Below are 24,741 nucleotides of genomic sequence, written 5' to 3'. Positions count from 1 at the left end.
CGTTCACTCCAGCGCAGCCGCAACGAGTTCAGCCACATCGAGCACCTCGGGACGCGGACCGACCACGCCTTCGAGCATCGCCGTGCAGTTCGGGCAACCCACCGCGACCACGTCCGCGCCGATCGAACGGGCGTCGGCGATGCGGATATCGGGAATGCGCTGCTTGCCGGGGATATCCGTCAGCGGCGCACCGCCGCCACCGCCGCAGCAACGGCCGCGCTTGCCGTGCCGCTCCATCTCGACGACCTTGATGCCGATCGTCTTCAGCAACTGGCGCGGCGCTTCCGTTTCGCCGTTGTAGCGGCCCAGATAGCAGGGATCGTGATACGTGATCGTTTTGTCGTTGTACGCAGCGATGGCTTTCGGCGACAGCTTGCCGCTCGCGACGAGTTCCGCGAGGAACGTCGTGTGATGCAGCACTTCATAGCGGCCGCCGAGCGCGCGATACTCGTTGCGCAGGCTGTGCATGACGTGCGGATCGGCAGTGACGATGCGCTTGAAATCGAGCGTCGCGAGCGTGCCCATCATCTGCTTCGCCATGCGCTGGAACGTGGCCTCGTCGCCAAGACGGCGCGCGACGTCGCCCGTATCCGTTTCTTCACCACCCAGCACCGCGTAGTTGACGCCAGCCTTGTTCAGCACCTTGACGAGCGAGCGCAACGTGCGCTGATAGCGCATGTCGAACGCGCCTTCGCCGGCGACGAGCAGCACATCGACAGCTTTACCCGGCTGCGCGACAGGCGAACTCAGATCAACCGACCAGTCGTAGCGCGCCGCCTTGTCGTAGCCGCCCATCGTGCCCGTTTCGCGCAGATTCGCGAGCACTTCGGGCCCCTTGCCGGGCACCGTGCCGTGTACGAGCGTCTGGTTGCGGCGCATGTCGACGATCGCGTCCACGTGTTCGATCAGCATCGGGCATTCGTGTACACAAGCGCGGCACGTCGTGCACGACCACACCGTATCGGCTTCGATCAGGCTGGAGATAATGGGACGCTGCGGCTCGCCGCCATGCTGGCCGACCTTGATGCCAGGCGTCGGGCTGCCTGCATACGCCGCATCCGTGCCGCCGACCATGCCCGTCACGAGATCCTGAATCAGCTTCTTCGGATTGAGCGGCTGGCCTGCTGCAAACGCGGGACAAGCCGCCTCGCACTTGCCGCACTGCACGCATGCATCGAAGCTCAGCAACTGGTTCCAGCGAAACTCGACCGGCTTGCCGACACCGTATTCGTTCTGTTCGAGCACGGGCGTTTTGAGCGCAGTCGGCGGAACATCCGCTTCACGACGCACGTCGCCTTTCGCTGCAAACCGTTCCTGACGCGGATGAAACGCGAGGTGCAAGAGACCTGCCAACGCATGCTTCATCGGACCACCACGCGCCGCGCCGAACGTCATCGCGAACGCGCCTGCCGCAATCAGCAGCGCGAAGATGATCGCGAGTCCACCCGACATTGCCGAGGCCGGCAACAGCGTGTACAACAACAGACCAAGCGAGAACGAGCCAAGCAGCCAGGGCAGCGTATTCCACGGACCGCGCGACAGCCGCGCGGGCACATCCTTCGCGTGGCGCCGACGCCATACGAACACGGCGCCCACCAGCATGATCAGCGCAGCCAGAAAGATCAGCCGGTCGAGCCAGGGCGAATAGATCGCGAGGCCGTAGTTGATGAAGACGAGCGCGAACGCCGCAATCGCACCGCCCGCCGTCGCGACGTGCGTCTTCGCGATGTACGGATCGCGCGCCACGACATGATGCAGATCGACGAAATAGCGCTTCGGAATGGTCAGCAGATTGGTCCAGCCGAATGCGCCGGCTGCCGTTGCCCGTCCGAGACGCCAGTAAGCCGCCCGTTTTGCGACCGCGAACGCAAGGCCGGCGACCGATATCCACAACAACGCGGTGATGAGAAACGCCGGGCTCATCGTCAGAAGTCCTTGCAGAGACGCAGCGCGTCGTAGATCGCGCCGTGAATGTTATGCATCGAGATGCAGTCGCCGACACGGAACAGCAAAAAGCGTCCATTGCCGAGTTCTTCCGAAAGCGACGGTTGCGGTTCCGCTGCGAAGAGCTTGTGCACGTCCAACTGCCCGCGATTCACCGATTCGTGCTTGAGCTTCCAGTACAGCGCGTCGTTTGGCGTGCTGCCGTTTTCGATGATGACCTGATCGACGACGCGCTCTTCCTGCTCTTCCGTGTACTCGTTGCGGATCACGGCGATCTTCTTGCCGTCTTCCTCGTACACGCGGTCGAGCCAGTAGTTCGGCGTGTGGATCACACCTTGTGCGTACAGACGCCGATAGAAAATCGGGAACGTCGTGCCGCCGACGTCATCCGCCACTTTCACGTCCGGCGTGACGATCTCGACCTTCGAGCCACGGCTCGAAATGAAGTCGGCCACGCCTGCGCCTGCATGCGTGCTTACACCGTCATAGACGAGCACGTTCTGCTTCGGCTCGACCTTGCCCGACAGAATGTCCCAGGAACTCACGGCGAGACCTTCTTCGACGCCCCATGCAGGCACTTGCTGCGTGAAGCTCGTGCCGCCCGTGGCGAGCACGATGATGTCGGGCTTCTCGGCAAGAATCATCTTCTCGTCGGCTTCGACGCCCAGACGCCGGTCGACGCCCAGACGCTTCGTTTCCATGTCGAACCAGCGCACGATGCCCGCCATCTGTTCGCGTTGCGGCGCTTTCGCGGCCAGCATGATCTGGCCACCGACGGCATCGCTCTTCTCGAACAGCACGACATCGTGACCGCGCGACCGCGCGACGCGCGCTGCTTCGAGTCCCGCCGGGCCCGCGCCGACCACGACCACCTTGCGGCGCGGTCCACGCGTTTTCTCGATCACATGCGGCATCGTCGCTTCGCGCGAGGTCGCTGCGTTTTGCACGCACAGCACATCGAGGCCGTTGTACTGGCGATCGATACAGTAGTTCGCGCCGACGCACTGCTTGATTTCGTCTTCGCGGCCATCGCGAATCTTGATGACCATGTGCGGATCGGCGATCTGCGCGCGCGTCATGCCGACCAGATCGACCATGCCGTTCGCGAGCAGACGCTCCGCCTGCCCTGCATCGCGGATGCTTTGCGCGTGCATCACGGGCAGCTTGACGACCGACTTGATGCCCGCTGCGAGATGCACGAACGGCTCGGGCGGCAGCGCCATCGGCGGCATGCAGTTGGCGAGCGTGTTGTGCGTATCCGCGCCGGAACCGATCACGCCGATGTAATCGATCAATCCTTTTTCCGACATCGCCTGCGCGATTTCCTTCAGCTGCTCGTGATCGAGGCCGTCCTCATGGAACTCGTCGCCGCACATGCGCAGGCCGACGCAGAAGTCCTTGCCCACTGCCTCGCGCACTGCCTGCAACACTTCGACGCCGAAACGCAAACGGTTTTCGAGCGAGCCGCCCCATTCGTCGGTACGGAAGTTCGTACGCGGGCTCCAGAACTGATCGATCAGATGCTGGTGCGCAGCCGAAATTTCGATGCCGTCCATGCCCGCGTCTTTCACGCGCTTCGCAGCCGCCGCGAAGTCGCTGATGATGCGGCGGATTTCTTCGACCTCGATGATCTTCGCGTTGCCGCGGTGCACAGGTTCGCGCACGCCGGAAGGCGTCATCAGATGCGGCCAGTGCTCGCCATGGAACGCAGAACGGCGGCCCATGTGCGTCGCCTGAATCATGATCTTTGCGCCGTGGCGATGCATTGCTTCAGCGAGACGCGACAGCGGATCGATGATCTTGTCCGTCGACAGGTTGACGGACTTCCACCACCCTTGCGGACTGTCGATCGACACCGGGCTCGACCCGCCGCACACGGCGAGGCCCACACCGCCCTTGGCCTTTTCCTCGTAATAGCGGATATAGCGGTCGCCGGGCAGTCCGCCCGGTTCGGCATACACCTCGGCATGCGCGGTGCTGACAATGCGGTTGCGCAGCGTCAGCTGATTGAGCGTCAAGGGTTTGAACAGATTGGGGTAACGCATTGCGGGCGACCTCGGGCGGGTTCGATTCAGTCTCTTGTTTCAGTCACGCAGCCAGCGCGCGGCGTATCAGCGCGCCGTTGCGTGTCTATACTTCTGTCATGCGGCAAGCGGGGATACTTCGAATACGCAGTGATCGTGCTTATGGTCGTGATGCTCGCCCGCGCACTGCGCTTCCTTCGACTGACTGCGCGGCGCCTTCTTGCCGCCTTCCGTCGTGTCGTTGACCCAGTCCATCGCGCCCGCGAACCAGCCGGCGAACATGTAGCAGAGCTTGCCGCTCTTCTCCGGCTGCTGCAGCACGAACGACGAATAGCGCAGTTCGATCTTCGCGTGCGCCGTCGCCGGGTCGGCTTCGATGATCTTGAACAGACCCCAGCCGCGTTGCGACAGGCGGTTCAGGTAATGCTCGAACACGGCCATGCCGCTGATGCCGTGCTGCTTCGCTTCCTTGTCGCACCAGTAGTACGCGGACTTGTAGCCGGCCTTGTAGAGAATCTCGGCATACGCTTCGACGCCGAGCGCTTCTTCGACGGCAGCGTGATTGTTCGTGAAGAAGTGACGCGGCACGTAGAGCATCGGCAGCGCGTCGGTGGTCCAGACACCCGTGTTCGGATCGACGTCGATGGGCAGTTGCGGTTGCATTGCAGGTTTCCTTGTTCTCTTGAAGTTGCTCAGACGTTCCAGACTTCGCCGAACACGCGCAGCCAGTTCTCGCCCATCACTTTCTTGATGCGCGATTCGCTCCAGCCAGCCTTTTCCATCGCAGCCGTCAGGTTCGGGAACTCGCCGATCGTGCGGATGCCTTCGGGGTTCACAACCTTGCCGAAGTTCGTCAGACGGCGATAGCGGCCCTTGTCGTGCGTGATCCAGTCGAAGAACTCGGTCGAGTAGCCTTGTGTGAAGTCGGTGCCGATGCCCACTTTGTCTTCGCCGATCACGTTGATCACATAGTCGATCGCTTCGAGATAATCTTCGACGGTCGCATCCGGGCCACGCTTGAGGAACGGCGCGAACATCGTCACGCCGACGAAGCCGTTCGCGTCGGCGATCTCTTTCAGTTGCTCGTCGCTCTTGTTGCGCGGATGCTCCTTCAGACCCGACGGGCAGCAATGCGAATACGTGACGGGTTTCTTCGAGCAGGCGATTGCATCGGAAGAAGTCTTGCCGCCCACATGCGACAGATCGACCATGATGCCGACGCGGTTCATTTCCTGAATCACTTCGCGGCCATAGCCAGAGAGGCCGCCGTCCGGCTCATAGCAACCGGTGCCGACCAGGTTCTGCGTGTTGTAGCAAAGCTGCACCACATTCACGCCGAGTTCCTTGAACACTTCGATGTAGCCGAGGTTGTCCTCGAATGCATACGAGTTCTGGAAGCCGAAAATGATGCCCGTCTTGTTTTCTTTCTTGGCGCGCAGAATGTCGTCCGTCGTACGCACCAGCGTGAGGATCTCGCTGTACTCGCGGATCTGCTGCTTCATTTCCGCGATGTTGTCGATGGTCTTCTGGAAGTCTTCCCACACGGAGACCGTACAGTTGACCGCGGTGACGCCGCCCTTTCTCATGTCCTCGAACACCGAGCGGTCGAACTTCGAAATGTTCAGACCGTCGATAATGATGCTGCTGTCGTGCAGGTTGCTCATGTTTGACTCCGTAGCTGTGGGGCTTTCGTGTAGATGGAGCGGGTCAGTAGATCGGGAAGCGTTCGCACAGCGCGAAGATCTCGCGGCGTACGCGCTGTTCCGTTGCCGCGTCGCCATCGGGATGCGTGCGCAGCGCGTCGAACACTTCGAGAATCAGGCGGCCGATATCGCGGAACTCGGCAACGCCGAAGCCGCGCGTCGTGCCCGCCGGCGTGCCGAGGCGAATGCCCGACGTCACCGTCGGCTTCTCCGTATCGAACGGAATGCCGTTCTTGTTGCACGTGATGCCCGCACGTTCGAGCGCCTGTTCGACCTGCGTGCCCTTCAAGCCCTTCGGGCGCAGATCGACGAGCAGCAGATGGTTGTCGGTGCCGCCCGTCACGAGATCGACGCCGCCTTCCTTCAACACTTCGCCGAGTGCCTGCGCGTTCGCCAGCACGTTGTCGATATAGGTCTTGAAGTTATCTTCGAGAGCTTCGCCGAATGCGACGGCCTTGCCCGCGATCACGTGCATCAGCGGACCGCCTTGCAGACCGGGGAACACGGCCGAGTTGATCTTCTTCGCGATGTCTTCGTCGTTGGTCAGCACGAAGCCGCCGCGCGGACCGCGCAGCGTCTTGTGCGTGGTCGACGTCACGACATGCGCGTGTTCGATCGGATTCGGATGACGGCCTGCCGCGATCACGCCTGCGATGTGCGCCATGTCGACCATCAGTTTCGCGCCGACGCTATCGGCGATCGCACGGAAGCGCGCGAAATCCAGCACGCGCGGATACGCGGAGAAGCCCGCGATGATCATCGACGGCTTGTGCTCATGCGCGAGCTTTTCGACCTGGTCGTAATCGATGCGCAAGGTTTCGCGATCCACGCCGTACTGAACCGCGTTGAACCACTTGCCGGACAGCGCGGGCTTCGCGCCGTGCGTCAGGTGGCCGCCTGCGTCGAGCGACATGCCGAGGATCGTGTCGCCCGGCTTTGCGAGGGCGAGCATCACGGCGCCGTTGGCCTGCGCGCCCGAGTGCGGCTGCACGTTGGCAAAACCTGCGTTGAAGAGCTTCTTGATCCGGTCGATGGCGAGCGCTTCCACTTCATCGACGAACTCACAGCCGCCGTAGTAGCGCTTGCCGGGATAGCCTTCCGCGTACTTGTTCGTCAGCACCGAGCCTTGTGCTTCGAGCACAGCGCGCGACACGATGTTTTCCGATGCGATCAGCTCGACCTGCGACTGCTGGCGTTCGAGCTCCTTGAGCACCGACTTGCGTACGGCTGCGTCGCGCTCGGCGAGGGACTGCGAGAAGAATGGGTTGGCGTTCGACATGGCTTCCGTTCAGTTGACCGTTGATAGCTGAAAAGCGAAAAGCGAGTGCGAGGCCAACTGTCCGATTCCGCGCTATCCCTTGACTGGACTGGCTTTGCACCACCTCCACCGACGACTCTATTCTTGTCTTTCGCCTGCCCGGTCAATTTACGATTTCAGACGCGTTCTTTGCCTTTTCCGCCATGCAAGTCCGTTTTGGACAAGTGACGGGAAAGCGACCGGTCGTGCTTATCGGCAGTGTCAATGGAGTAAATTGATGTGCTTTCGCGATGCTGCGTTGCAGCGTCAGGCTGCTATTTGTTTGCGCAAAGAGCACCGCTTGAGAGCGCGACAGGCTCGCGGACAGTGCGGGCATTGCACAGCGCCGGTGCGATCGCGCGAATGCACTGCCGCATCGAGGTTATCCAGCCAGGGTTTAGCCGTATGGCATGCTTGTTGCGCTCACTCGCAGAATAAGAAAGGCCGTTTCCCCACTCGGCCGTAACAGAACATCGAGCAGAAGGAACGCCCGAACCATGTCGCCCGATCGAACCGCGTCGCTGTCGCACTTCGCGTTCATGCCGCTGCCCAACTTCACGATGATCGCGTTCACGAATGCGATCGAGGTGCTGCGCATGGCCAACTACCTGAGCGGGCAAACGCTCTACCGCTGGTCGGTGATCAGCCCGGACGGGGGCCCTGTCAGCGCGAGCAACGGTCTGTCTGTCGATACCGGCCCGGCCGATTGCGTGGGCACACCCGATATCGTGTTCGTATGCGGCGGCATCGACGTACAACGCGTGACCACACCCGAGCATCTGTCCGCGCTGCGGCGCTTCGCGCGGGCGGGCGTCGCGCTGGGTAGCCTGTGCACGGGCACGTATGCGCTCGCGAAGTCGGGATTACTCGCGGGTTATGCGTGCGCGATTCACTGGGAGAACATGTCGGCGCTCAAGGAAGAGTTTCCCGACATTCGGTTCCTGAAAGAGCTTTTCGTCATCGATCGCGATCGGGTGACTTGCACGGGCGGCGTCGCGCCGCTCGACATGATGCTGAACCTGATTGCCGCGCGCGTCGGCACGCCGCGTGTGACGCAGATTGCGGAGCAGTTCATCGTCGAGCATGTGCGCGACAACAACGCGCAGCAACGGATGCCATTGGTGGCGCGGCTCGGCTCTGCGAACAAGTCGTTGTTCGAAGTCATTGCCTTGATGGAGAACAATATCGAAGAGCCGCTTTCGCGGGAAGAACTCGCGAGGCTTGCGAATATGTCGCAGCGGCAGTTGCAGCGGCTTTTCCGTGAGCATCTTGGGATGACGCCGACTCATTACTATCTGACGTTGCGGCTGCGCCGCGCGCGGGAGCTTTTGTTGCAGACTGATATGTCCATCATGCATATCACTATGGCTTGTGGGTTTCAGTCGGCTTGTCATTTTAGTAAGAGCTATCGGGATGCGTTTGGTACGGCTCCTACGCGGGAGCGGCGGAAGCAGGTCGCGCCTCTTGCGCATGCGGTGATTAGTAATTCGATTGGTGGGGTTGTTGTGCATGCGTGACGGTTTTTGATTGTCTGCGACGCTGGTTCGTTTGTTTAGGTCTTTGCTGGCATCCGGGTGGCGGTGTTTGCTGCGCAAGCGGTTTGGTTTTTTTGGCCTTTGCGCTTGCATCCGCGTTTTGTTATCTAGCTTCACGCGTCGCCCCTGTGCGGGGCGGCACCTACTTTTCTTTGCCGCCGCAAAGAAAAGTAGGCAAAAGAAAGCGGCTCACACCGCCAATCCTTCTTCCTGCCTGAGGGCCCCCAAAGGGTCTTACGCTTCACACGGCAACCTGCTTGTTCCGCGTTCGTTGCCAACGCTCTTGCGGTGCGCATCACCCGCTCCACGCGCCCGCGTCACAGCACGCGGCACCGGAAAGTCCGCCGCCGCCCAGGTGGCAAACTGTGTGTAGGCCGTAGAAACACACATGCCTCACTCCGGACCGATAGTGCACGCGTGCCACCCTGTAAGAGCCAACCCTTTCAAGGTCTTGATCAAGATGTCCCGCCTTTGGCGCGTTTAAGCAGGCGAGCGGTACTGTGATGGGCGCGGGCTACCGCACCTTCGACACAGGGTGCGGGTTTGCGGGTCTTGGGGCCACGCGTGCGTGTGCGCACCTGAATCGGGTCGACGCAGCGGGCCAGCTCGAGCAGTTTGCCGGCAATCACGTCGGGCGTGGCATCGCTCCAGTGCGACCATTCATTTGGCGGCAGCGCGATGAGCATGCCCTCATACTGGCTGCGAATCTGCACGGCGAGGTAGTACGTCGAGACGTCCGGCGGCGCTGCACCTGTTTCATCGGCGGCAGCATGCGCAGCTTCAACACTGCGCTTGAGCGTGGCCAGCACGTTGTACGCCAGCACCGCGACGGTAAAGCCCAGCAGCGCGGCACGTGGATGACCCAAGGTGCGGATCTCGCTGTGCAGGACCGACTCGAGTCGCTGGAACATGCCCTCGATACGCCAGCGCTTGCGGTACAGCCGGGCAATCTCGTGTGCGCCCACCGCGGCAGGCAGGTTGCTCCACAACAGAATCACGGTATCGCCTGCATCAGTCGGCTTGTCCAGCGTCAGCTCGATGCGACGCCAGACGACGCCAGCCTTCAGGTCAATGCGTTGCTCTCGCACCTGACCTGTCTCGATACGTGCACCGTCCACCCATGGCCCACTGCTGGCAAGCGCCGGGCTGTTGCGGCCGTGTTCGCGCACGATGAAGCAGGCCTGTGCCTGATGCCAGCCCTGCAGGATGGTCCCGGTGCAGAAGTTCCGGTCAGCCAGCCACAATTCGCCCGCGCCGGCACATTCAATCAGCGGGGCCATGGCCGAGCGCTCCTGCGCGTGCGCATCCTCGATGGCGACCAGATCTGTGACCAGACCCAGATCCGGCTCGTAGACCACCAGCGCGTGCCCCGGCAACGCCGCGCCACGCTGCTCGCGCAACGCCGCCAGCCGTTTCTCACTGGCCGGCAGGTGATTGCCATCAAGCACCCGCACACGCCAGCCGGGCAGGCTGGGCTGGCATGGCAACGCCGCCAGCACCGGCCCCAGACGCTGTGCGCTGCCCTGTACCAGGGCACGCAGGATCGCGGGTTCGGTGCGGTTGACCTTCTCGTAGAGCGCGGCCAGCGACACCGGCAGGGGCTTCGTCTGTGTCGCTGCAGCGTGCAGCGACGGACTCAGTCCCAGCGACACCAGCGTCATCAGTTCAACCACCGTCGAGAACAGCAATTCACGTGGATATTGCCGCTGCCGGTGCTCGGCGAACACCTCGTCGATCCATTGCGGCGCGATGGCTCTCTGCAGTGCCAGGCGTGCCATCACGCATACCGGTGCCTGCTGCTCGAAACGCTTCATCACCTCGTCGAACATCCCTTCGTACCCGTCGTTCCTTAACATCTCGCCAGGTTACCAGGTTTGCAGCGCAAAGACCTTGAAAGGGCTGCCTGTAAGAGCGCCACGATATATGACGCGACAACCTACACACAGTTTGCCACCTGGGCGGCTCAAATCATTCGCTGCCGTCCGCCGTTGTACGGGTGTTTGAAGTGGGTGAGGCACTTATTCAGCGCGTTGGCAACGCACGTGAACAAGGGCGTTGCCGCGTGAAGCGTAGGAACCGTTGGGGGCCCTCAGGCAATGAGAAATGTTGGCGGTGTGAGCCGCTTTCTTTTGCCTACTTTTCTTTGCGGCGGCAAAGAAAAGTAGGTGCCGCCCCGCACAGGGGCGACGCTTGAAGCACGCTAACAAATCGCGGATGCCAGCGAAAAGCCCAAAACACCACCCAACAACGCCCGCGCCACGAAGGCATCGCTCGACGCCCTGCACAGTTTGCGGACCCATGCCCATTGCGCTATCGTGACCGTCATCGCGACGCCGCGTTGCGCACCTTCGCGCGAAATGCTGGAGCGCCGCCCTCTGAGGCTCCTCATGGCTGACACCGACAACAAACCGACGCAACTGCAGCAACCACAACAACGACAACACCCAGACCAACGCAAAACCCCCATCGCACCGCAACAATTCTCCCTCGACGTCCTGCAAGAAAAATACGCCAAGGGCGACGAACAAACCGCCGACGACGTCTACCGCCGCGTCGCGCGCGGCGTCGCGATGGCCGAGCCCGAACCCCTGCGCCCCGCAATAGAAGCGCGCTTCGTCGAGAACCTCCAGAACGGCGCACTCGGCGCCGGCCGCATCATGAGCGCCGCAGGCTCAGGCATCGCCGCGACGCTCATCAACTGCTTCGTGCAACCGGTCGGCGACAGTATTCAAGGCGTCGACGAACAGGGCTTGCCCGGTATCTACGTCGCGCTGCTGCAAGCCGCCGAAACCATGCGCCGCGGTGGCGGCGTCGGCTACAACTTCTCAGCAATCCGCCCGCACGGCGCGCGCGTAAAAACGACCAGTTCGTCTGCGTCAGGACCCTGTAGCTATATCGACGTATTCGACGCGTCCTGCCGCACCGTCGAAAGCGCCGGCTCACGGCGCGGCGCGCAAATGGCCGTGCTCGACTGCACGCACCCCGATCTGCTCGAATTCATCGAGGCCAAGCACTCGAAAGGCCGCTGGAATAACTTCAATGTGTCCGTCGCCGTCAGCGATGAATTCATGCGCGCCGTCGAGAACGACGAGATGTGGCAACTCGTGCATCGCGCCGAACCGACGCCGGCCATGCGTGCAGCCAACGACATGCATAAGCGCGACGACGGCATGTGGGTCTACAGCGAACGGCGCGCAAAAGAGATCTTCGATCGCATCATGCGCTCGACCTACGACATCGCAGAACCGGGTATCGTATTCATCTCGCGCATGAACGACGACAACAACCTGCGCGCCGTCGAAACCATCCGCGCCACCAACCCATGCGGCGAACAGCCGCTGCCGCCTTACGGATGTTGCAACCTCGGCCCGCTGAACCTGACGCGCTTCGTGACCGATCCGTTCGCGCAGCGGCATGGCGGCACGCCGTCGTTCGACTGGGACGCGCTCGCGCAACGCACGCGCACCCACGTGCGCTTTCTCGACGATGTGCTCGACGTGACGCTCTGGCCGCTCCCGCAGCAATACGATGAGTCGCGCGCCAAGCGCCGCATCGGCGTCGGCTTCACGGGCCTCGGCGACACGCTCGTGATGATGGGCCTGCGCTACAACTCGCAGGAAGGCCGCGATTTCGCGGTGTGCATCGCACGCCTGATGCGCGACGAAGCGTATCGCGCATCCGTCGAACTCGCGCGCGAGCGCGGCGCGTTTACGCTCTTCAACGCGAAGCAATATCTGGAAGAAGGCACGTTCGCTTCGCGCCTGCCCGATGACATCAAGGACGCCATCCGCACGCACGGCATTCGCAACAGCCATCTGCTCTCCATCGCGCCGACGGGCACGGTCAGCCTGGCGTTTGCGGACAATGCATCGAACGGTATCGAGCCGGCGTTTTCGTGGACGTACACGCGCATGAAGGTGATGGCGAACGGCAGCCGCGAGCAGTTCGCCGTCGAAGATCATGCGTACCGTCTTTATCGCGAGCTTGGCGGCGATGTCGCCCATCTGCCGGACTATTTCGTCAGCGCGCTCGAAATGTCCGCGCGCGATCATCTGGACATGATGGCGGCCGTGCAGCCGTATATCGACACGTCCATTTCGAAGACCGTCAACGTACCCGCCGACTATCCGTTCGACGCTTTCGAAAGCCTTTATTTCGATGCCTGGAGAAGCGGCCTGAAAGGTCTTGCGACGTACCGGCCGAACGAAACGCTCGGCGCCGTGCTCAGCGTGACGCAGGAACCCGCCGCCACACCCGACGATGCCCTCGCGGAAAGCGATCTCGACCCGCTGCGCGTCGCTATCGATCATCGGCCGAGAGGGGAATTGCCCGCGATCATCGAAAAAGTGGAGTACCTGACGGCTGCCGGCAAGAAGTCGCTGTATCTGGCCGTGTCGTTCATCGAGGTGACGGGACGCGTCGGCGGCGAGGAAGTCACGATCGAACGGCCCATCGAGTTCTTCATTCCCGCCGGTCAGCGCGACGAGTCGCAGCAATGGATCACCGCGACGATGCGCTCGCTGTCGCTTGCGGCACGCGGCGGTTTCGTCGCGCGCAATTTGCAGGATCTGCGCAAGGTGTCGTGGGACCGCGGCCAGGTCAGGCTCGGTGAGGTGCAGCGGATGGACGGACATCATTCGCCGCGCTGGCACGACTCGGAAGTCGCCGCGCTCGCTTACGCGCTTCAGCAGATACTGCACCGGCGCGGCTTTCTCGATGCTGAAGGCAACCAGGTGCCGTCGCGTATGCTCGCCCGCCTGCCGCTCGGGCACACGAACCCCAATGCGTCGACGGCAGATCACGCACTCTCGGCGATCGAAGATACCGCAGAGGAACAGCGCGGCGCTCAGGAACTGCGCACGATGCATGGCCGTAAATGCGGCAATTGCGGCGCAAATGCGGTGATCCGCAAGGATGGTTGTGATTTTTGCACGGCGTGTGGGGAAATTGGTGCGTGTGGATAAGCGTCCGTATTCGGGTCGTCGATCAACCAGACGGCCTATTGTTTTGGTGACCGCTGGTGACGCGAGTGGTATATCAGGCACCTTGCTTCAACTGAGGATACGCTTCGCAATGTTGAACAGTTCCTTGAAGTCCATATGCCATGTGTAGACTTCACGATAGAGCATCAAAATCTCGTCGCGAGTGGCCTGTGCCTTTCCACCCCGCCGCCCACCAAGGTAGTTTTGCTCTGCGGTGATGCGAGGGCTAACAACCTTTTGGTGAAGACTCTCTGGAATTAGTACAGCCGGGGCATTTGCCCCGGTATAACCTGTAGTGACTATTTCCAGGTGCTCAACCACGACGATGTGGTGAGCCTGGATTCCCTTCCGCCCCCTCATGAAACGACGCAGGTCGGTATACGGACCGACCGCAGCCGTACACGCCAAATTCCCTTCACTCTTATCCTTGTAGTTAGCGCCCTCATGCACATGACTGCGAGTGTGCTGCGGCGTGTGCATGCAGGCGTCGAATAAGCCTTAACGATGGCAGCTATCGGTTCGGAGTCTATCCAATCGGACCGTCGCAATCGGCCTCGGAATCGATGCCTGATCCGTGGCTACGCGACCAGGTCATTTACAGTTGATTACAACTACCCGGAGTCACCCGTGCGCGCCGTTCGTACAATCGAACCATTCGGGTAGACCTTGGGAAAGCAAAGATGAAAACAGTGCAATGGATTGCCGCCGGCCTCGTGGTACTTGCGTCCATGTCGGCCTTTGCGGGAGCGGGTGGCAATGGCGGTGGAGGTGGCAATGGCGGTGGAGGCGGCAATGGAGGAGGAAGCAGCGGCGGCGCCGGACACGGTGGGCTGGGCGGCAACGCGGGTGGCATGTCCGCTGGTCACATGAGCAGCAAGGGGCGAAGTAATACCAACGGCTTCAATTCAGCCGACCGCGATGCCGGCCTTGCCCGCGCGGCGGATCGATCGGATACGCAGGCAGATCGCGCCGACGCGCAAACGAGCAGGACGGGTGTACACGCCGGTCATGCAGAGCACTCACAATCGCGCTCGCATGCACGGGTCAGCGCGAATCTTCATCACAGCCAGCGCGTTGCCATCAGCCATTCGAGCTGATAAAGCGAAAAAGGCGCCGCAGGCGCCCTCGTTCGTCCGGGTTGGCATCGATGAGCGCCAATCTCGAGACGGGCGTGTGCGCTTGCAGTGCCGGCGGCCGCAACGACGACGGGAACATTCTATGGATTCCTTTCTATCACCCTGTCGCAGGCAGTCGGTGCTGCTGGACGCTATACGGTCGACGCCGACCGCGCGAGTGGCGCGATTCAATTGAGGGATGCAAATGTGTCGACGGGCAGCCAGTCAAGCATCAATTTCAACTTCTGAACTGGGAGGGCCGGGGGACCGCAAACGTCTTCCCCGACGCGCGAAATGAAAATAATCATGGTCCTGTTGACGGCATCAGTGGCTGGATTGTCTGGCTGTGCAGTGTATGTGCCCGATGAACCTCATGCAGTCGTCGTACCGCAAGGCAAGCCCCAGGGAGGGCCGGGCAATGGCTATTGCCCGCCCGGTCAAGCGAAGAAGGGAAATTGCTAACGAGCGGTGGCCTGGATGAACCGTGTCTCGCGAGTTGAAGTATTCGAGCACACGCATAACCGCGCGTTCGCTTAATGCGTTTGCTGCGAGAAGCGCGTTACGCTATTTCGACGGCGCCTGACCGTTCTGCTCTGCGGTTTCTTCGGGCGGCGCCGTCGATGTACAAGCCTGAAGCGCGGCCATGGCCTTTCTCGCAACGGTCAGCGTTTGCTCACATGCATTCGGCTCTTCAGCCTTAGGACATCCGCCCGCTTCTGTCACTTGCGCGAGCGCAGCCCGAATTTTCCTGAGTGCAAGTTCCGGGGAACCTGCGTCTGCGATCAGACGCGCCAGATTGAAAATGCTGCCCGTCGGAAGCGATACATAGGCAGGACAAACCGATTCAGCACGAGCGTCGACCGACGACAATAACAGCACGAAAAATACGCTGATCGGCTTTTGATGACCGAAACGGTTGTGAATGACTTGCATTCTCGACTCCTTGTGTCGCGCGGGGAACCTGGCCATGAATCGCGTCTGTCACCTGTAGCGACACTTCCGTCGTCTCTGCCGCACCAAATCAACTAAACAGTCTTTCGCCCGAAGCCAGTTATCTGAAGAATGGATGTGCATGCCCCGAGTTCATCTGGAGTGTTTATAGCCGTGGCTCCTTAAGGATTGCTTAAGCCGTCAGGGTCCTGTTGCCCCCGGAGATTCACCACGCTGTCTCAAGCCTGATACGGTTTGGGCATCTATCCGCATCTCTGCGGATCAAGCCTTTAAGCATCGACACCCCGCATGCATGCGTCTTTCTCGCCGTTCAGGCGTGTCGGGCGTGAAACATCCTCGGTACTTCTGTGTGCCGGATCTGGAACGACAGTCGATCATCGTCACGATGTGCAAGGCCCGCTCGCCGTGTCGAGGCCAGGTTACGTCGGTCCCGGTGGTCTCTTTCCCGTCGCGATTTCCAAATGCCTCTACGACAACTACTGGAATTCGTCGACCAACTCGCCGAAGCTGGCCACGAGCACCGCACCTATCAGCGGACAGACGGTGAATCAGACGCCCAATACGCCGTACGTCTTCCAGATTTTGTCGACGTATCAGGCGAACGGCTGTGACGCGGGGCAGTGGACGACGCTGACCAGTCAGCAAAACGATGTCCCGTTCGTGAGAGGACTGATCGCGGGCCAGAATACGGATTCGCTTGGCATCGGATCACAGCCTGGAACCTACATCCAGCCTGGTGAAAAGAACACGCTCTGCACGTCCGTCGACAACTGTAGTGCTAACGGGGACCATTCCTGCGAATACGAAACGGTGCCAGTCGTCAATAACGTCGCGACGGGCTATCAGCCAGTCGTGGCATTTGCATGTGTGCGTATTCTCAAGGCGGATAACGGATCGAAGCCTTACATACTCGTACAGATGAGCAATCAGCCGGATAAGTGTCAGGCGGTTAACTCTGGCGGCGTGGGGCCGAACTATGGAGCCACCACACCGCCGCGTCTGGTTCAGTGACTCGTCGATGTCTGCGCCGCGACGGAGAATTTTTGCGCGTGCCGGGACGCGCAGGTTTTGACCAGACCACATTGCCTTCGCAGACCGACAGCGAATCCCTCGACTACATCAGACAACGCCGGCCCAGCGCGGCGCCCGCGCCAACTTTTGATTAAACGCACTTATAAAACGAACTAAAATGGATTATCAATGCCTTAACCGCTAAGGGTTCAATGGACCAGGGTGGCCGGTAGTGTGATCAGTTCCGTCTTCGGTTGGATCATGTTCGTGACGCACCGCAATCCAGCTCGCTGGATTGCCGGTGCGTTATTGGTTCTGATTTGCGGCACTTCATTCGCGAACGATCGCGTCCACGTCACGTCCGAAAGGCATTCCCCATTTATCCTGTTTTACTCATATCCCGTCATCGCGTCATCGGCGTATGCGCCACAACGTCATGTGCATCGCTACGTCATGAAGAGCTCGCTGCAACTGGCTGCTTCCGCTTATGGCCTGCCCGACAACGGTGGCATCACGCCGGGCAAGCAGCGGTTCCGCGTGGGGCATGCGCCGGGCAACCCTTATCTCGCCCCGCTCGACAGCGTTCAGGCCGGCCAGCCGCCGGGCCTGCCCTATGGCTTCGGGCTTCCGTCCGACTCGCAGAACCTGCCGCCCGCAGCCGCCAGTGACGACGAATGGAGGTTCAGGGCCGATCCGCTTTTGAACCTCAATCACGCGCACGAAAGAGGCGCGACCTTCTCGATTCGGCACGACTTTTAACGGCCCTCCTTCGCACTTCCATTGCGTGAAAACACGAAAAAAAATGCTGCGCTCCTAGCGAAAGGAAACGCAGCATCGTCCACGACAGGGGACAGAGGAGACTTCGACCTGCTACCTGCCCAATGCGAACCCTCCAGTTCGCATCATGCAGCCTTCAGCAATCCATGCGGATCGAGCACGAACTTGCGCGGTGCGCCGCCATCGAACTGACGATAGCCATCGGGCGCGTTATCCAGCGAAATAACCGACACATTGACGATATCCGCGATAGGCAAACGGTCCCACAGAATCGCCTGCATCAGATTGCGGTTGTACTTCATCACGGGCGTCTGTCCCGTGTGGAACGAATGCGACTTCGCCCAGCCGAGGCCGAAGCGAATCGACAGACTGCCCTTCTTCGCCGCCGCATCGGCAGCGCCCGGATCGTCCGTGACATAGAGACCGGGAATGCCGATTGCGCCGGCCACCTTCGTGATGTCCATCAGCGAATTGAGCACCGTGGCAGGCGCTTCCTCGCGCGAGCCGTGGCTGCCGTGGCCGTGCGCCTCGAAGCCCACGCAGTCCACCGCGCAATCCACTTCCGGCTTGCCGAGAATCTGCGCGATCTGCTCGCCGAGCGTCGCGTCCTTCGACAGATTGACCGTTTCGAAGCCAACGGCACGCGCATGCGCGAGCCGCTCTTCGTTCATGTCGCCGACAATCGTGCAGGCCGCGCCCAGCAAGCGCGCCGACGCAGCCGCCGCCATGCCGACGGGGCCCGCGCCCGCGATATACACCGTCGATCCCGGCTTCACGCCCGCCATCACGGCGCCGTGATAGCCCGTCGGCAGAATGTCCGAAAGACAGGTGAGGTCGCGAATCTTTTCCATCGCGCGGTCGCGGTCGGGGAACTTCAGCAGATTGAAGTCCGCGTACGGCACCAGCACGTACTCGGCCTGGCCGCCGATCCAGCCGCCCATGTCCACGTAGCCGTAAGCGCCGCCGGCGCGCGACGGGTTCACGTTCAGGCACACGCCCGTGTGCTGTTCCTTGCAGGTCTGACAGCGGCCGCATGCCACGTTGAACGGCACGGAAACCAGATCGCCGATTTTCAGCGTCTCGACGTCGCGGCCCACTTCGATCACTTCGCCCGTGATTTCGTGCCCTAGAACAAGGCCGACTTCAGCCGTTGTGCGGCCGCGCACCATATGCTGGTCGGAGCCGCAGATATTGGTCGACACCACTTTCAGGATCACGCCATGACCGATCGCGCGTCCGCGCGGATCGACCATCTTCGGGTAATCGATCGACTGCACTTCGACCTTGCCCTGCCCCAGATACACGACACCGCGATTGCTGCTCATCGTCTCGTCTCCATGTTCGTCTGAATGCGCAAATATGCGCTAAGTCGAGGTTAGTCCCTTTGCCCTATCGGCCAGTGTTCAAAACCCGACACGCGTTTTCCCCAAACCGACAAAGCTGGTTCACCCGGTTTTTGTTGATTGAACGTTCAATAAAAAACGACTAGAGTGACGGCTTTCGGGAGCATTGCGAGTCAACCATGCCCAAAGTCGGAATGCGCGAGGTGCGTCGCGCGCAACTGATCGACGCCACGCTGCTCACGATCGACCAGTCCGGTCTGTCAGGCACGACGCTCGCGTCCGTCGCACAGCGCGCGAACATTTCCACGGGCATCGTCAGCCACTATTTCGGCGACAAGGACGGTCTGCTCGAAGCGACCATGCGCCATATCCTGCGCGACCTGTGGGCGACCACCACGCGCCGCCGCATCGCTGCCAAGCCGCAGCCGCGCGCGCGTTTGCGCGCCGTCGTCGCAGCGAATTTCGATGTCTCGCAGGTCAGCGGCCCGGTCATGAAGACGTGGCTCGCGTTCTGGTCCGAAAGCATGCACGAGCCGTCCCTGCGCCGTCTGCAACGCGTGAACACACGGCGTCTCTATTCGAACCTGTGCGCGGAGTTCGCGAAGGAACTGCCGCGCGCGTCGGCACGGCGCGCCGCCAGCGGTCTTGCCGCGATGATCGACGGCTTGTGGCTGCGCGGCGCATTGTCCGGCGATCCATTCGATACGAAAGCGGCCCTGCGCCTCGCGAACGACTATATCGATCTGCTGCTCGCGCAAAGCGGCTCATAACGCGCCACGAACACCCGCATTTCAAGGAGAAACCAGATGCCCGTCTACGGCCTGCAACGTCTCTACATTGGCGGCGAATATGTCGACGCCACCAGCGGCGTCACCTTCGACACCTTCGACCCAGCCACCGGCGAACGGCTCGCGACCGTCCAGCAAGCCAGCGAAGCCGATATCGACCGCGCGGTGCAATCGGCGCGCGAAGGCCAGCGCACGTGGGCCGCGATGACGGCCATGCAGCGTTCGCGCATCCTGCGCCGCGCCGTCGAGTTGCTGCGCGAGCGCAACGACACACTCGCCGAACTCGAAATGCGCGACACGGGCAAGCCAATTGCAGAAACCCGCGCCGTCGATATCGTCACGGGTGCCGACGTGATCGAGTACTACGCGGGCCTTGCGACGGCCATCGAAGGCCAGCAGATTCCGCTGCGCGCCGAGTCGTTCGTCTATACGCGGCGCGAGCCCTTGGGCGTGACGGCGGGCATCGGCGCATGGAACTATCCGATCCAGATCGCTTGCTGGAAATCCGCGCCCGCGCTCGCTGCCGGCAACGCGATGATCTTCAAGCCGAGCGAAGTGACGCCGCTGTCCGCTTCGAAGCTCGCGGAAATCTACCTCGAAGCAGGCGTGCCGCCCGGCGTGTTCAACGTCGTGCAGGGCGACGGCCGCGTCGGCGCAATGCTGAGCGCCGATCCTGGCATCGCGAAGATTTCGTTCACGGGCGGCGTCGAAACGGGCAAGAAAGTGATGTCGATGGCGGGCGGCTCGTCGCTGAAGGAAGTGACGATGGAACTCGGCGGCAAGTCACCGCTGATCGTATTCGACGACGCGGACCTCGACCGCGCCGCCGACATCGCCGTCACCGCGAACTTCTTCAGCGCGGGCCAGGTATGCACGAACGGCACGCGCGTGTTCGTGCATCAATCGGTGCGACAGGCCTTTGAAGCACGCGTGATCGAGCGCGTGAAGCGGATTCGCCTTGGCAAGCCGTCTGACCCGTCGACCAATTTCGGACCGCTCGCAAGCGCGGCGCAACTCGACAAGGTGCTCGGCTATATCGAAAGCGGAAGGAAAGAAGGTGCGCGGCTCGTGACGGGCGGCGCACGCGTCATCGACGGCGACTACGCGCGTGGCCAGTACGTGCAGCCAACCGTGTTCGCCGATTGCCGCGACGACATGAAGATCGTGCGCGAGGAAATCTTCGGACCTGTGATGAGCATTCTCACCTTCGCCAACGAAGACGAAGTGATCGCGCGCGCGAACGACACGATCTACGGCCTCGCTGCAGGCGTCGTGACAGAGAACCTGTCGCGCGCGCATCGCGTGATTCATCAACTCGAAGCGGGCATCTGCTGGATCAACACATGGGGCGAGTCGCCCGCCGAAATGCCCGTGGGCGGCTACAAGCAATCGGGCGTGGGCCGCGAGAACGGCATCACGACACTCGAGCACTACACGCGCATCAAGTCCATCCAGGTCGAACTGGGCAAATATCAGCCCGTGTTTTGAGGGAGCGCAGCATGGCAGCGAAAGAGTATGACTACATCATCATCGGCGCGGGTTCGGCGGGCAACGTGCTCGCCACGCGTCTGACGGAAGACCGCGACGTGACCGTGCTGCTGCTCGAAGCGGGCGGCCCCGACTACCGCTTCGACTTTCGCACGCAGATGCCCGCCGCGCTCGCGTATCCGCTGCAGGGACGCCGCTACAACTGGGCCTATGAAACGGACCCCGAGCCGTTCATGAACAATCGCCGCATGGAATGCGGGCGCGGCAAGGGACTCGGCGGCTCGTCGCTGATCAACGGCATGTGCTATATCCGCGGCAACGCGCTCGATTACGACGGCTGGGCCGAAAGAAAAGGCCTTGAAAACTGGGCTTATCTGGATTGCCTGCCGTACTTCCGCAAGGCCGAGACGCGCGATATCGGCGCGAACGACTATCACGGCGGCGACGGCCCCGTGCATGTGACGACCAGCAAGCCCGGCGTCAATCCCCTCTTCGAAGCGATGATCGAAGCGGGCGTGCAGGCGGGCTATCCGCGCACCGACGACCTCAACGGCTACCAGCAGGAGGGCTTTGGTCCGATGGACCGCACGGTGACGGCGAACGGCCGCCGCGCGAGCACCGCGCGCGGCTATCTGGATCAGGCGAAGCAGCGGCCCAACCTCACGATCGTCACGCACGCGACCACCGACCGCATTCTCTTCAGCGGCAAGCGCGCGCAAGGCGTCGTGTATCTGGACGGCGACGCGCGCATTACCGTGCATGCGCGCCGCGAAGTGCTGCTGTGCGGCGGCGCGATTGCATCGCCGCAAATCCTGCAACGCTCGGGCGTCGGGCCCGGCGCATGGCTGCGCGAGTTCGACATTCCCGTCGTGCTCGATCTGCCCGGTGTCGGCCAGAACCTGCAAGACCATCTCGAGATGTACATGCAGTACGAGTGCAAGGAACCCGTGTCGCTCTACCCTGCACTGCTGCTGCGCAATCAGCCTGCCATCGGGATCGAATGGATGCTGAAAGGCACGGGCATCGGCGCGAGCAATCATTTCGAAGCTGGCGGCTTTATCCGCACGCGCGACGACGATCCGTGGCCGAACATCCAGTATCACTTCCTGCCCGTTGCGATCAACTACAACGGCACGAACGCGATCAAGATGCACGGTTTTCAGGCGCATGTCGGCTCGATGCGCTCGCCGAGCCGTGGTCGCGTCAAACTGCGCTCACGCGATCCGCACGCGCATCCGTCGATTCTCTTCAACTACATGTCCGAAGCGCTCGACTGGCGCGAGTTCCGCGACGCGATCCGCGTGACGCGCGAGATCATCGCGCAACCGGCGCTCGACCGCTTCCGTGGACGCGAACTGAGTCCCGGCGCTGAATTGCAGGCGGATGCGCAGATCGATGCATTCGTGCGCGCGCGTGCCGAGACGGCCTTTCATCCGTCGTGCTCGTGCGCGATGGGTTACGACGACATGGCCGTCGTCGATGGCGAAGGACGCGTGCATGGTCTCGAAGGCTTGCGCGTGGTCGATGCGTCGATCATGCCGCGCATCACGACGGGCAACCTGAATGCGCCGACCATCATGCTTGCGGAGAAGATCGCGGACCGTATTCGCGGGCGCGACGCGCTCGCGCGCTCCACCGCGCCCTACTATGTGGCGAACGGCGCACCGGCACGCGGCGCAAAGCATGTTGCACGCGCACCGGCACGGAACGTGGCCGCGCATACGCAATGAGAGAACGTGTGCGTCATTACAAATGGCGCACGCGTTCCATCCCAATGCCGAATCTGTTCTATATGACGGATTAATGGCGGCATCTACTGGAACGAGCCGGCCCTCGAAGCAAGCGTGCTTCGCGGGACCACCGGCCTCTTCCAACCTCCACCCGAGGATGACATGCCGACCACCGCACGACCCAGCGCCGCCGCGCGTCTCGAACGCCTGCCGTTTTCCGGCTATCACCGCACCATCTTCATCATCATCGCGATTGCGTTCTTCTTCGATTCCGTCGATCTCGGCACGATGACCTTCGTGCTCGGCTCGATCAAGACCGAGTTCGGTTTGTCGAGCGCAATGGCGGGACTCGTCGCGAGCGCGAGCTTCTTCGGCATGGTGCTCGGCGCGGCCGTCGCAGGACTGTTCGCGGATCGCTTCGGCCGACGCCCGGTCTTTCAGTGGAGCATGGTGCTGTGGGGCGTCGCGTCGTATCTGTGCTCGACGGCGCAAAGCGTCGATGCGCTGATCGTCTATCGCGTGCTGCTCGGTATCGGCATGGGCATGGAGTTTCCCATCGCGCAAACGCTGCTGTCCGAATTCGTGCCAACGGCTTCACGCGGACGGCTCGTCGCGCTGATGGACGGTTTCTGGCCGCTCGGTTTCATCACGGCGGGCTGCGTGTCGTACTTCGTGCTGCCGCATTTCGGTTGGCGCACCGTGTTCGCGTTGCTCGCGATTCCCGCCGTATTCGTGCTGATCGTGCGCCGCATCGTGCCCGAATCGCCGCGCTGGCTCGAACATCGCGGACGTCTTGCCCAGGCCGACGCCGTGCTCGGCCAGATCGAAGCGAAGGTGATGAAGTCCAAAGGACTGCGTTCGTTGCCCGCACCGTCGATGCTCGCCGATATGGCCGCGCCTTCGAAGCACGGCGCGTTCCGTGAGATCTGGAGCGCGGCCTACCGCCGGCGCACGATCATGGTCTGGGCGCTGTGGTTCTTCGCGCTGCTCGGCTTTTATGGCCTGACGTCGTGGCTCGGCGCATTGATGCAACAGGCGGGCTTCGCCGTCACGAAGTCGGTGCTCTATACCGTGCTCATTTCGCTTGGCGGCGTGCCGGGCTTTCTGTGCGCCGCGTGGCTCGTCGAACGATGGGGGCGCAAGCCGACGTGTATTGCGTCGCTGGTCGGCGGCGGTGTGATGGCCTATGCATACGGCCAGACGGCATTGCACGCGGACAGCGTGACGCTGCTGATCTGCACCGGCCTCGCGATGCAGTTCTTCCTGTTCGGCATGTGGGCCGTGCTCTACACGTACACGCCCGAACTCTACGGCACGGGCGCGCGAGCGACGGGGTCCGGCTTTGCATCGGCGATAGGCCGCGTCGGCTCGCTGATCGGCCCCTATGCAGTCGGCGTGGTGCTGCCCATCTTCGGACAAGGCGGTGTGTTCACGCTCGGCGCGCTGTCGTTCGGTGTCGCCGCGTTGGCCGTGTGGGTGATGGGTATCGAAACGAAAGGTCTGTCGCTCGAAACGCTGGTGTCGCATGTCGATGACGAAGCGCCTGCCTGGCGCGTCGCAGCAGACGACGCATGCTAATGCCGCGCAACCAGGCGCGCGTGCTTTCCAGATGCTGTAACAGGCTTACTCGCGCGTAAACCTGTTACACGCTGATCGTCGATTTAGCGCCGCGCTATTCGCGCATGCATCGCATGCGCGGGACTGGCCGCCGCCTTTCGCCACCGTCAAACACGTAACCGCGTAACGTGGTGAAACACATCCGTAGTCAAACTGTCGTGTCATCCGACTAGCATGTCCGGACTGCTCGCTCACTTGTCCACGGAGGTGTCCTGATGTTGAGCCCTCACGAACTGGCGACGCTCATGCTGTTGAATGGCAATGAACGCCGTATCGAATCGCTCGACCCAGATGTGCTCGCATTACGCCATTACGAACTCGTCGAAGTGCATGAGCTTCGCGGCGGCATTGCCGCACTGCAGATCAGCGCGCGTGGACGCGATCTGCTCAAGCGGCTTGGAATGGATACGGCGCGCCACGCGCCGCCGAATTGAAC

The 24,741-nt window shown here is 61.8% G+C and carries 20 protein-coding genes; 10 read left to right on the top strand and 10 right to left on the bottom strand.

What is annotated here, in order from left to right; all coding sequences use genetic code 11:
* Positions 1 to 3: 3 nt before the first annotated feature.
* The 6 genes from H1204_RS19845 to H1204_RS19820 all read right to left on the bottom strand — a co-directional run bounded on the left by H1204_RS19845 (position 4) and on the right by H1204_RS19820 (position 7,305).
* Complete coding sequence (locus H1204_RS19845) at positions 4 to 1,923, bottom strand: (Fe-S)-binding protein (protein ID WP_180732374.1); 1,920 nt, start codon at positions 1,921 to 1,923, stop codon at positions 4 to 6.
* A 2-nt stretch (positions 1,924 to 1,925) separates the two neighbouring features.
* Positions 1,926 to 3,989 (bottom strand): NADH:flavin oxidoreductase, encoded by a 2,064-nt coding sequence (locus H1204_RS19840; protein ID WP_180732373.1) that lies wholly within the window; start codon positions 3,987 to 3,989, stop codon positions 1,926 to 1,928.
* A gap of 96 nt (positions 3,990 to 4,085) precedes the next feature.
* Positions 4,086 to 4,631, bottom strand: coding sequence for a DUF5943 domain-containing protein (locus H1204_RS19835; RefSeq protein ID WP_042314027.1), 546 nt, complete (start codon positions 4,629 to 4,631; stop codon positions 4,086 to 4,088).
* Positions 4,632 to 4,660: 29 nt separating this feature from the next.
* Entirely contained in the window at positions 4,661 to 5,632 is a 972-nt protein-coding gene (locus H1204_RS19830) for a dipeptidase (protein WP_042314023.1), read from the bottom strand.
* A 43-nt stretch (positions 5,633 to 5,675) separates the two neighbouring features.
* Positions 5,676 to 6,950, bottom strand: coding sequence for a serine hydroxymethyltransferase (locus H1204_RS19825; RefSeq protein ID WP_180732372.1), 1,275 nt, complete (start codon positions 6,948 to 6,950; stop codon positions 5,676 to 5,678).
* A 142-nt stretch (positions 6,951 to 7,092) separates the two neighbouring features.
* Positions 7,093 to 7,305: a hypothetical protein gene (locus H1204_RS19820; RefSeq protein ID WP_180732371.1), complete on the bottom strand. Its 213-nt coding sequence runs from the start codon at positions 7,303 to 7,305 to the stop codon at positions 7,093 to 7,095.
* A 160-nt stretch (positions 7,306 to 7,465) separates the two neighbouring features.
* Here H1204_RS19820 and H1204_RS19815 point away from each other — a divergent pair, with 160 nt between their 5' ends.
* The gene (locus H1204_RS19815) at positions 7,466 to 8,485 is read left to right on the top strand and encodes a GlxA family transcriptional regulator (protein ID WP_042314018.1); all 1,020 of its coding nucleotides are present in this window, start codon (positions 7,466 to 7,468) and stop codon (positions 8,483 to 8,485) included.
* A 473-nt stretch (positions 8,486 to 8,958) separates the two neighbouring features.
* Here H1204_RS19815 and H1204_RS19810 read toward each other — a convergent pair whose 3' ends face one another.
* The gene (locus H1204_RS19810) at positions 8,959 to 10,281 is read right to left on the bottom strand and encodes an IS4 family transposase (RefSeq protein ID WP_180733235.1); all 1,323 of its coding nucleotides are present in this window, start codon (positions 10,279 to 10,281) and stop codon (positions 8,959 to 8,961) included.
* 609 nt (positions 10,282 to 10,890) lie between these two features.
* Here H1204_RS19810 and H1204_RS19805 point away from each other — a divergent pair.
* Positions 10,891 to 13,467, top strand: a complete 2,577-nt coding sequence (locus tag H1204_RS19805) for an adenosylcobalamin-dependent ribonucleoside-diphosphate reductase (RefSeq protein ID WP_243468734.1) — start codon at positions 10,891 to 10,893, stop codon at positions 13,465 to 13,467.
* A gap of 87 nt (positions 13,468 to 13,554) precedes the next feature.
* Here H1204_RS19805 and H1204_RS19800 read toward each other — a convergent pair whose 3' ends face one another.
* Positions 13,555 to 13,965, bottom strand: coding sequence for a hypothetical protein (locus H1204_RS19800; RefSeq protein WP_180732370.1), 411 nt, complete (start codon positions 13,963 to 13,965; stop codon positions 13,555 to 13,557).
* Between the two features lie 200 nt (positions 13,966 to 14,165).
* On the opposite strand from H1204_RS19800, the gene H1204_RS19795 reads away from it, so the two are divergent.
* A complete protein-coding gene (locus tag H1204_RS19795; RefSeq protein WP_180732369.1) occupies positions 14,166 to 14,582 on the top strand; it encodes a hypothetical protein in 417 nt (138 codons plus the stop codon).
* 582 nt (positions 14,583 to 15,164) lie between these two features.
* On the opposite strand, the gene H1204_RS19790 is transcribed toward H1204_RS19795, so the two are convergent.
* On the bottom strand, positions 15,165 to 15,533 hold the full coding sequence (locus H1204_RS19790) for a hypothetical protein (RefSeq protein ID WP_180732368.1): 369 nt from the start codon (positions 15,531 to 15,533) through the stop codon (positions 15,165 to 15,167).
* A 306-nt stretch (positions 15,534 to 15,839) separates the two neighbouring features.
* On the opposite strand from H1204_RS19790, the gene H1204_RS19785 reads away from it, so the two are divergent.
* Positions 15,840 to 16,562 (top strand): hypothetical protein, encoded by a 723-nt coding sequence (locus H1204_RS19785; protein ID WP_243468733.1) that lies wholly within the window; start codon positions 15,840 to 15,842, stop codon positions 16,560 to 16,562.
* A gap of 261 nt (positions 16,563 to 16,823) precedes the next feature.
* On the top strand, positions 16,824 to 17,321 hold the full coding sequence (locus H1204_RS19780; protein ID WP_243468771.1) for a hypothetical protein: 498 nt from the start codon (positions 16,824 to 16,826) through the stop codon (positions 17,319 to 17,321).
* 143 nt (positions 17,322 to 17,464) lie between these two features.
* On the opposite strand, the gene fdhA is transcribed toward H1204_RS19780, so the two are convergent.
* Entirely contained in the window at positions 17,465 to 18,664 is a 1,200-nt protein-coding gene (gene fdhA, locus H1204_RS19775; RefSeq protein WP_180732366.1) for a formaldehyde dehydrogenase, glutathione-independent, read from the bottom strand.
* A gap of 197 nt (positions 18,665 to 18,861) precedes the next feature.
* On the opposite strand from fdhA, the gene betI reads away from it, so the two are divergent.
* From betI to H1204_RS19750, 5 genes are all read left to right on the top strand, one after another.
* Positions 18,862 to 19,452 (top strand): transcriptional regulator BetI, encoded by a 591-nt coding sequence (gene betI / locus H1204_RS19770; RefSeq protein WP_180732365.1) that lies wholly within the window; start codon positions 18,862 to 18,864, stop codon positions 19,450 to 19,452.
* A gap of 36 nt (positions 19,453 to 19,488) precedes the next feature.
* Complete coding sequence (betB, locus tag H1204_RS19765; RefSeq protein WP_180732364.1) at positions 19,489 to 20,958, top strand: betaine-aldehyde dehydrogenase; 1,470 nt, start codon at positions 19,489 to 19,491, stop codon at positions 20,956 to 20,958.
* Positions 20,959 to 20,969: 11 nt separating this feature from the next.
* Positions 20,970 to 22,688: a choline dehydrogenase gene (betA, locus tag H1204_RS19760; RefSeq protein ID WP_180732363.1), complete on the top strand. Its 1,719-nt coding sequence runs from the start codon at positions 20,970 to 20,972 to the stop codon at positions 22,686 to 22,688.
* A 162-nt stretch (positions 22,689 to 22,850) separates the two neighbouring features.
* Positions 22,851 to 24,266, top strand: a complete 1,416-nt coding sequence (locus H1204_RS19755) for an MFS transporter (RefSeq protein ID WP_180732362.1) — start codon at positions 22,851 to 22,853, stop codon at positions 24,264 to 24,266.
* 254 nt (positions 24,267 to 24,520) lie between these two features.
* Positions 24,521 to 24,739 carry a hypothetical protein gene (locus tag H1204_RS19750; protein WP_180732361.1) on the top strand — a complete coding sequence of 73 codons (219 nt, stop codon included), beginning with the start codon at positions 24,521 to 24,523 and terminating at the stop codon, positions 24,737 to 24,739.
* Positions 24,740 to 24,741: the final 2 nt, after the last annotated feature.

The organism is Paraburkholderia sp. PGU19, from assembly GCF_013426915.1.
GTDB lineage: Bacteria > Pseudomonadota > Gammaproteobacteria > Burkholderiales > Burkholderiaceae > Paraburkholderia.
Note: the sequence above shows the minus strand (reverse complement) of the source record. Positions and strands in the feature narration are given on the sequence as shown.

What these genes read in the sequence shown, in the direction of transcription:
- H1204_RS19845 (WP_180732374.1), bottom strand. Translation starts at nt 1,923, where the DNA reads ATGAGCCCGGCGTTTCTCATCACCGCGTTGTTGTGGATATCGGTCGCC.
- H1204_RS19840 (WP_180732373.1), bottom strand. Translation starts at nt 3,989, where the DNA reads ATGCGTTACCCCAATCTGTTCAAACCCTTGACGCTCAATCAGCTGACG.
- H1204_RS19835 (WP_042314027.1), bottom strand. Translation starts at nt 4,631, where the DNA reads ATGCAACCGCAACTGCCCATCGACGTCGATCCGAACACGGGTGTCTGG.
- H1204_RS19830 (WP_042314023.1), bottom strand. Translation starts at nt 5,632, where the DNA reads ATGAGCAACCTGCACGACAGCAGCATCATTATCGACGGTCTGAACATT.
- H1204_RS19825 (WP_180732372.1), bottom strand. Translation starts at nt 6,950, where the DNA reads ATGTCGAACGCCAACCCATTCTTCTCGCAGTCCCTCGCCGAGCGCGAC.
- H1204_RS19820 (WP_180732371.1), bottom strand. Translation starts at nt 7,305, where the DNA reads ATGCCCGCACTGTCCGCGAGCCTGTCGCGCTCTCAAGCGGTGCTCTTT.
- H1204_RS19815 (WP_042314018.1), top strand. Translation starts at nt 7,466, where the DNA reads ATGTCGCCCGATCGAACCGCGTCGCTGTCGCACTTCGCGTTCATGCCG.
- H1204_RS19810 (WP_180733235.1), bottom strand. Translation starts at nt 10,281, where the DNA reads ATGGCACGCCTGGCACTGCAGAGAGCCATCGCGCCGCAATGGATCGAC.
- H1204_RS19805 (WP_243468734.1), top strand. Translation starts at nt 10,891, where the DNA reads ATGGCTGACACCGACAACAAACCGACGCAACTGCAGCAACCACAACAA.
- H1204_RS19800 (WP_180732370.1), bottom strand. Translation starts at nt 13,965, where the DNA reads ATGCACACGCCGCAGCACACTCGCAGTCATGTGCATGAGGGCGCTAAC.
- H1204_RS19795 (WP_180732369.1), top strand. Translation starts at nt 14,166, where the DNA reads ATGAAAACAGTGCAATGGATTGCCGCCGGCCTCGTGGTACTTGCGTCC.
- H1204_RS19790 (WP_180732368.1), bottom strand. Translation starts at nt 15,533, where the DNA reads ATGCAAGTCATTCACAACCGTTTCGGTCATCAAAAGCCGATCAGCGTA.
- H1204_RS19785 (WP_243468733.1), top strand. Translation starts at nt 15,840, where the DNA reads ATGCATGCGTCTTTCTCGCCGTTCAGGCGTGTCGGGCGTGAAACATCC.
- H1204_RS19780 (WP_243468771.1), top strand. Translation starts at nt 16,824, where the DNA reads ATGTTCGTGACGCACCGCAATCCAGCTCGCTGGATTGCCGGTGCGTTA.
- fdhA (WP_180732366.1), bottom strand. Translation starts at nt 18,664, where the DNA reads ATGAGCAGCAATCGCGGTGTCGTGTATCTGGGGCAGGGCAAGGTCGAA.
- betI (WP_180732365.1), top strand. Translation starts at nt 18,862, where the DNA reads ATGCCCAAAGTCGGAATGCGCGAGGTGCGTCGCGCGCAACTGATCGAC.
- betB (WP_180732364.1), top strand. Translation starts at nt 19,489, where the DNA reads ATGCCCGTCTACGGCCTGCAACGTCTCTACATTGGCGGCGAATATGTC.
- betA (WP_180732363.1), top strand. Translation starts at nt 20,970, where the DNA reads ATGGCAGCGAAAGAGTATGACTACATCATCATCGGCGCGGGTTCGGCG.
- H1204_RS19755 (WP_180732362.1), top strand. Translation starts at nt 22,851, where the DNA reads ATGCCGACCACCGCACGACCCAGCGCCGCCGCGCGTCTCGAACGCCTG.
- H1204_RS19750 (WP_180732361.1), top strand. Translation starts at nt 24,521, where the DNA reads ATGTTGAGCCCTCACGAACTGGCGACGCTCATGCTGTTGAATGGCAAT.